The sequence below is a fragment of the Bartonella sp. AA23NXGY genome (genome assembly GCF_042197165.1).
Classification (GTDB): domain Bacteria; phylum Pseudomonadota; class Alphaproteobacteria; order Rhizobiales; family Rhizobiaceae; genus Bartonella.
In genome coordinates this window covers 1-6281 of record NZ_JBHIRO010000035.1, presented here as the reverse complement: position 1 = coordinate 6281, position 6281 = coordinate 1, and the positions used below count along the sequence as shown (strand labels likewise).

The following is a 6281-nucleotide window of genomic DNA, read 5'->3' as shown; positions in this document are numbered from 1 at the left end:
CGAATCAAGAGTTCTTTTCGGGGTGGTTTTTTAGCAAAACCAGAGGTCCAAAGGGTCTCTAATTCTAAAAAGTCAAAATCCTTAAAGATCTCTCGAACCGCATCACAATCATTGAGACTCAAGACAAATTTGCCTTGTATGCTTTTGAGAACTTTTGCCATACTCACAAAATCATCTTCAACAAAATTCCCAGAGCTATAACACTTCTTCTTCACAAGATAAGGCGGGTCTAGGTAAAATAAACTGTCGGGTGCATCAAATAGCTCGATAACCCGTTCCCACGACAAATTTAAGATTGTCGTATCAAGAAGCTTCTGTCTAACACGTCGCATCCTTGATAACAGCTTATCGGGATTAAATGCTATAGGCTTTTTCCTTCCAAAGCCAAAAGAGACATACTCTTTTTTCCCATACATCACACAACGTTGGAGAAACAAAAAACGTGCGGCTCTTTCAACTTTGGAAAGGCTTTCTGGATCAATCGCCGCAAGTTCAAAAAACAACTGTCTTGAACAAACAAACCATTCTAGTCGTTTGGCTAAATCATCAAAGTTATTTTGAACACATTGAAACAGGTTCGTGATCTCTCCATTCAAATCATTAATCACGGAATATTTTGCTGGTCTTTTATTTAGGAAAATAACACCAGAGCCTAAAAACGGTTCAACATAGGTTTCATGGTCAATATTATTTAAAATCGGTATAATTTTCTTACGCAGATAGTGTTTACCACCCATCCACGCAAACAATGTTTGTGTAAATTCTTGTTTCATCATATTTTTAAAGGAGAGATTTGATATCTAACTTTTTGTTATCCATCTTTTAAGATGTGAGAAGCTATTCTCTATGGCGTCCACGCAACGGGAAAAATCTATTACAAACATAAAGAGAATGAAGGCAATCAATTTCATGATGCGTGACATCATCTTTAAGCCTTGATAGGTCTCTATCATCTCGTGAAGGAGCTGTTGTTCTGTTTCTGTAAGACCTTTATCTTTGCTGCTTCGTTTCTTGACCATCTTTCCAACCACATAAATGGGCTCCCTGCTTGTTATGCTTCAAAATATCTCTTGCAAGGTTGGAACTGATGACCTCAACATCCTGATTATCCAAATAAATGGGCAACCAGCCACCACAAGAAACAGACCTATTTGCCGCGCACCCAACGAGAAAGTTCAGAGCGCACACCAGCATCACTTTTTCGATTAACTTCATTTTCTACCTCAAGACGGGTTGTTGCTGTCTTTAAAGCATTCTCTGTTTGCTTTTGCCGTTCGCTTTGCTTGCCAAGCTGAAACGCCTTGGCTAAAGCCATAAAAAAAACGGCTAAAGCCGCTGTAAACATAAGAGAATATTTCTTTAGCCAAAAAATCATAAGCGTTGCTCCCCAAACCGCTTGGCGACAATCACTATGCCCGTTACAGCCGCTAAAACCATGATACCTGCTAAAGCCCATTGCACCGGACCATTGCCAACCAACAAGCCTCCAAACCCCGAACAAGACCCTATAATCGGGGCAAGTGCTTCTATCTTTAAAAGACCGCTTGCTGTTTTCGTTTCTACCCTTTGATAATTCGAAGAAACATAAGCCCCTTTTACCCATAATCCCGCTTCTGCTGCTCGACGGTTGGCTAAACCCGCAAGAGGCTTCCCACCGACCTTATTCCATTTCTGTAATTCTAAGGGTACGGTTTCATAATCCCCTTGATTAAGCTTCTTCAACAAGGTTGACTTGCGAAAAGCAGCTGTTCCTACATTATAGCAAAATGAGACCAATGCCGCGAATTGGCAATCCGTTAACGAAACCGTGACCGATTCCTCTACCGTCTTCTCAAATTGCTTTAAGTCTTCACAAAGGATTTCTTCTGCTTGCTTTTGGCTAATACACATGCCTTTTTTGACAAGGGGGTGACCCGCATTGCTGGTGTGACCATAACCAATCGTCCAGACACATGCCGTATCTCGATAAGCCTCTAAACGCAAACCTTCCCATTGTTTGATAAGCTCTAATCCTTCTTTCGATATCTTTCTCATCTGACGCTCCATAAAAAAAGCCCCACAAAAGTGGAGCTGGATAAAAATGTTTTCTTATGATCTCTATTGGCTATGCTCTTTGATCAGTTGCTCGACTTCGTCAACACCAAAGCCAAGCTGAAAGAGCGGCGCATATTCACTTTCCTGTAATTCATACTGACAACGCTTTTCGACAAAATCACCATTTGAATCAAACGGTATTTCTGTTGTTCGACAAACCTTATGCGTATCATCTTCTACCCCCTCTTCTCCCTCTCCAAGCTCTTTAACAAAAACCCAATAAAAACGCGTTGTCAAAAGCATCTCTAGCCTTCTTACTGTTTCAACTTTGTCAAAAGAAAGCATGTTCAGATAATCTTCTTTGCTATTTAAATGTTCTGGATATTCTATCATCTCTCCCTCCTAAACAAAATGACGCGTATGGCTACATCCACGCGCCGCAACTTGTTCATTTCCACCATTGACGATCATGGCGGCTCGAGTAAAACGCCCATTATCCGTTGTATTACTCCAGCTACCACCCCCTAACAATGCTCTCATTTCAAACGTATTTTGCGTACGGCTTATGGGTATAGGAAACGTGCCCGATAAAAATTGCCAAACATAACCGCAACCATCCTCACAACCGATATGCGAGATCATTCGACGATTCGCCGTATCCTTATATCCACCTGAAACCTTAGAGGTTGGTTCTTTCTTGCCAACAATATGTGTCTTTTCATTGCTTCCATACATAGCAGAAGCAAACGCTTCATCACTCAGTAAAGATTTTTTAACACGCGCCATATCTGTTACATGTTCGGTATAATTACGGTTTGTTGTTATATTGGTACGATACATTGATTTCGTATTTTCACCCGTCCCTGATTGAAGATAAATATCAACCCAAAGATCTGTAGAGGGGTCGTAGACCATTCCCTCTGGTGAACTATAAGGGCGGTGATTTAAACACCAAACTGAATTGGGTAAAATATCCCCTGCTCTATAACCAGACAATGGATGACCGGAAATCGTACCAACATCCGCACAAAGCGTATGAAACCCTCCTATCTTTCGCGAATTACTCACTGTGTAATTCCTTGGATACGTAGAGTTTTCTGATACAACAATTTTATGAGAATCTCCCTCCGGTACCAAATAAAGATAATAATCCTTGCCCGCAGAAAGAGACGGCATGCTTATTCTGGCATCTACCGTATAACTTACAACCAAAATATTATGAGTTCGTGGCAAAGTTAGATAGGTTCCTTTTTTCACGGTTAATTGCGCTTTGCCTGTCGCTACAAGAAACGGTGTGGAAATTGAAAAAACCGTTAAATTGGACTGTTTCAGTAAATTGTTTACCTCTTCCGCTAGCGCTTTTGCCTGTGAAGCTACTGTATGAGCTGTTGTCGCTGTTTCCAGAGAACTCTTGATACCACTAAGCTCTTTCTTCATTGTATCGGCGGTTGTTTTGGCTTCTTCTGCTGTCCTTTTCGCTCTATCGGCTACTTCCTTGGCTTTTTCGGCTTCGCTCTTGGCTTGATAGGCTTGTGAATCTGCCGCCTCGGCTTTTTTCTTGGCTTCGTCTGAGTACATCCGCGCTAAACTTACGGGGGCTTTAAAATTCTCAACCACTTGATTGATATCAATAACCCTACTCCTCGCAGACGAGGCTATTTTCTCTGCATTTTCTGCCTGATTGCGCGCTTGCGTCGCATCATGTCTTGCATAACCAGCAGACTCCTTGGCTTCCTTGGCTATTTTTTGTGCCTCTTCTGCTTCTTCTTCTAAAGACGCGGCTTTCTTACCCGCTGTTTCGGCTGCCCTCTGCGCCTCTCCTGCTATATATTTTGCATTACTCGCTATTTCCTTGGCTTTTTCTACTTCATTCTTGGCTTCATACGCTCGGTCATCGGCTTTCTCTGCTATTTTCTTGGCTTCTTCACCTGCCATTTCTGCTAATCTGGCTATAGTCTTAGCGTTATTGGCTGCTTCATTCGCGTCGTAAGCTTTACTCCACGCTTCATTCGCTGTGCTTTTTACTTTTTCCACCTCACTACGCGCTTGCTCCGCATCATGGTTAGCATAACCTGCTGTCTGTTTGGCTTCTTTAGCTATTTTTTGTGCTCCTTCTGCGGCTGCTTCTAAAGACGCGGCTTTTTTACCCGCTGTTTCAGCTGCCTTTTGCGCCTCTCCTGCTGCATATTTTGCACTATTGGCTATTTCCTTGGCTTTTCCGGCTTCATCTTTTGCTTCATACGCGTAGTTATTGGCTTTCTCCGCTATTTTCTTGGCTTCTTCGCCTGCCGTTTCTGCTAAACTTGCTGTAAGCTTAGCACTATCTGCTGTTTCATTCGCTTTGTGGGCTTTATTCCACACTGCATTCGCTGTGCTTTTTGCATTTTCCACCTCACTACGCGCTTGCTCCGCATCATGTTTGGCATAACCTGCTGTCTGTTTGGCTTCTTGTGCTATTTTTTCAGCTTCATCCGCTTTACGCTTCGCCTCTTGTGCTATGCCCTTCACCGCTTCCCCACTCACCTGCCCTGCCGTCTCTCCTGAACGCACCGCAGACTCTGCTACCGCTTTCGCTTCCAAAGCTATTCTAGAGGCTTCTGTTGTGCTCTGTTGGGCTTGCTCCGCTTTCGCTATTGCACTATCTGCTGCACTCTTGGCTTCTTCTGCTGTGCTCTTCGCTGCATTCGCAACTGTCTCTACACTTTCGGCTTTAGCTTTTGCATCAGCGGCTGTCTGCTGTGAACTTACTGCTGTGCTATGAGCTGTTTCCGCTAAACTCTTAGCTTCACTCGACTTCGTTAACGCTTCTAAAGCTTTTTGCCCGATCTCATCACCAGCCTGTTTAGCTGTGGTAGCGGTCGATAATGCCGTTTCTGCAATACCTTTCACTTCTTCAGAAATATTCTTGACATCATTGACTAAGGTAAGCGCTGTAGATGCTTTATCCTTCGCTGCATTCGCTTCTGTAAGCGCATTGGTAGAGGCATTTTGGGCTTCTGTTGCGAGTTGTTTGGCTTCTTCTGAGAGTGTCTTAGATGACTCTGCTATCTGTTTGGATTCTCTTGACTCCGTTAATGCCTTCTCTACTGCCGTTTGTACTTGAGACGCTGTTTTTGTGAGTTCTCTAACAGAAGATGTCGCACCTTCTGATAACTCTTTTGATTGTTCTGCAATATCCTTGGCATCATCGGCTGCCTGTTTGGCTCCATCTGCCTTTAGACTTGCTTGCATGGCTACAGTCTTAACTTCATGACACGTTGCTACCGCCGTCGCTGCTACTTGCGTCGTCTCTGTTGCTGTTTGTGAAGCTTCTCTTGCTGTTTGTTCTGCACGCGTTGCAATGGTCTTCGATTCATCGGCTAACCTCTTGGCTTCGGTCGATAAATTAACAGCATTCTCACTGCTCTGTTTGACCTCTTCAAAACGTTGTAATGCCGTAGAAAGGGAACCTTTCGTACTATTGATTTCCCCTGAGGCTCTATCGACTGCTGCTTTTGTCTCTTCTGCCATGCGCTTCGCTGCATCAGAAGTATTCTTGGCTTCTTCTGCTAAGCCATTGGCTGTATCCGCTGTCTCTTTCGCAAGGCTAGCCGTTGTCGTCGCTGCTTTAGCTTCTTCCTTCGCTTCATGAGACGTCGTAAGCGCTGTTGTCGCTGTTTGAACTGTTTTCGTCACTTCGCTAAGCGCTTGTTCCGAAACCCTCTTCGATTCTTCTGCAACCTGTTGCGCGCCATTCGCACGCGACATGGCTTTTTCTGCTTCTTGTCTTGCATTAACAACCTGCTCTAACGGCGCAAAGGTTTCATACGAATACAAAGATGCCGTCCCTAAAAGCTTCGGAACAACAACGCTGTCTTGCGAAGTCCCTTCTCTGATTTCCTCTTTCGTTGCAACAGGTATCAAATATTCATGTTCATGATCGGGTATCTTCATCTGTTTTCGTCCTCACATCATTCAGAGCACTTCGTCTAATGAACACTCTTTCAAATCTTCAAACTCTTCTCTTAAGGTCTCTAAGCGCTTCTCTAAATCTTTCAGTGAACCATCAAGCTCTGTTTTCAAAGCGGCTTTCAGTAAATCAAAAACGCCAGTAAGCGGCGCATGTACAAAACCTCCCCCAGAATACAAAACGACCCGTACTTGAGACGGGTCGCTAATCTCTGATATCGCAAACGGTTTTAATGACATTTCAACTCCTCATGTCTTGATCCCATAAATTACACTCACATTAACGGGGCGCGTTTCAA

General features: G+C 43.6%; 7 protein-coding genes. All 7 read right to left on the bottom strand.

Translation table 11 applies throughout. The features are described 5' to 3' along the window. Positions 1-776: DNA adenine methylase (locus ACFINY_RS09155; protein WP_375701032.1), on the bottom strand; the 776-nt coding region annotated here is incomplete at its 3' end. A 24-nt stretch (positions 777-800) separates the two neighbouring features. Next, complete coding sequence (locus tag ACFINY_RS09150; protein WP_375610411.1) at positions 801-1031, bottom strand: hypothetical protein; 231 nt, start codon at positions 1029-1031, stop codon at positions 801-803. Positions 1032-1147: 116 nt separating this feature from the next. Further along, complete coding sequence (locus tag ACFINY_RS09145) at positions 1148-1375, bottom strand: hypothetical protein (protein WP_375611041.1); 228 nt, start codon at positions 1373-1375, stop codon at positions 1148-1150. Beyond that, positions 1372-2034 carry a lysozyme gene (locus tag ACFINY_RS09140; RefSeq protein WP_375701031.1) on the bottom strand — a complete coding sequence of 221 codons (663 nt, stop codon included), beginning with the start codon at positions 2032-2034 and terminating at the stop codon, positions 1372-1374. The genes ACFINY_RS09145 and ACFINY_RS09140 overlap by 4 nt, the downstream gene beginning before the upstream one ends. A 63-nt stretch (positions 2035-2097) precedes the next feature. Continuing rightward, a complete protein-coding gene (locus ACFINY_RS09135; RefSeq protein ID WP_375701030.1) occupies positions 2098-2427 on the bottom strand; it encodes a hypothetical protein in 330 nt (109 codons plus the stop codon). Between the two features lie 9 nt (positions 2428-2436). Beyond that, on the bottom strand, positions 2437-5967 hold the full coding sequence (locus ACFINY_RS09130) for a hypothetical protein (protein ID WP_375701029.1): 3531 nt from the start codon (positions 5965-5967) through the stop codon (positions 2437-2439). Positions 5968-5988: 21 nt separating this feature from the next. After that, the gene (locus ACFINY_RS09125) at positions 5989-6222 is read right to left on the bottom strand and encodes a hypothetical protein (RefSeq protein WP_375611072.1); all 234 of its coding nucleotides are present in this window, start codon (positions 6220-6222) and stop codon (positions 5989-5991) included. Positions 6223-6281 lie beyond the last annotated feature (59 nt).

Bases quoted from the DNA above. Each gene is read 5' to 3' on its own strand.
- ACFINY_RS09145 (WP_375611041.1), bottom strand. From the start codon at position 1,375: ATGATTTTTTGGCTAAAGAAATATTCTCTTATGTTTACAGCGGCTTTA.
- ACFINY_RS09140 (WP_375701031.1), bottom strand. From the start codon at position 2,034: ATGAGAAAGATATCGAAAGAAGGATTAGAGCTTATCAAACAATGGGAA.
- ACFINY_RS09135 (WP_375701030.1), bottom strand. From the start codon at position 2,427: ATGATAGAATATCCAGAACATTTAAATAGCAAAGAAGATTATCTGAAC.
- ACFINY_RS09130 (WP_375701029.1), bottom strand. From the start codon at position 5,967: ATGAAGATACCCGATCATGAACATGAATATTTGATACCTGTTGCAACG.
- ACFINY_RS09125 (WP_375611072.1), bottom strand. From the start codon at position 6,222: ATGTCATTAAAACCGTTTGCGATATCAGAGATTAGCGACCCGTCTCAA.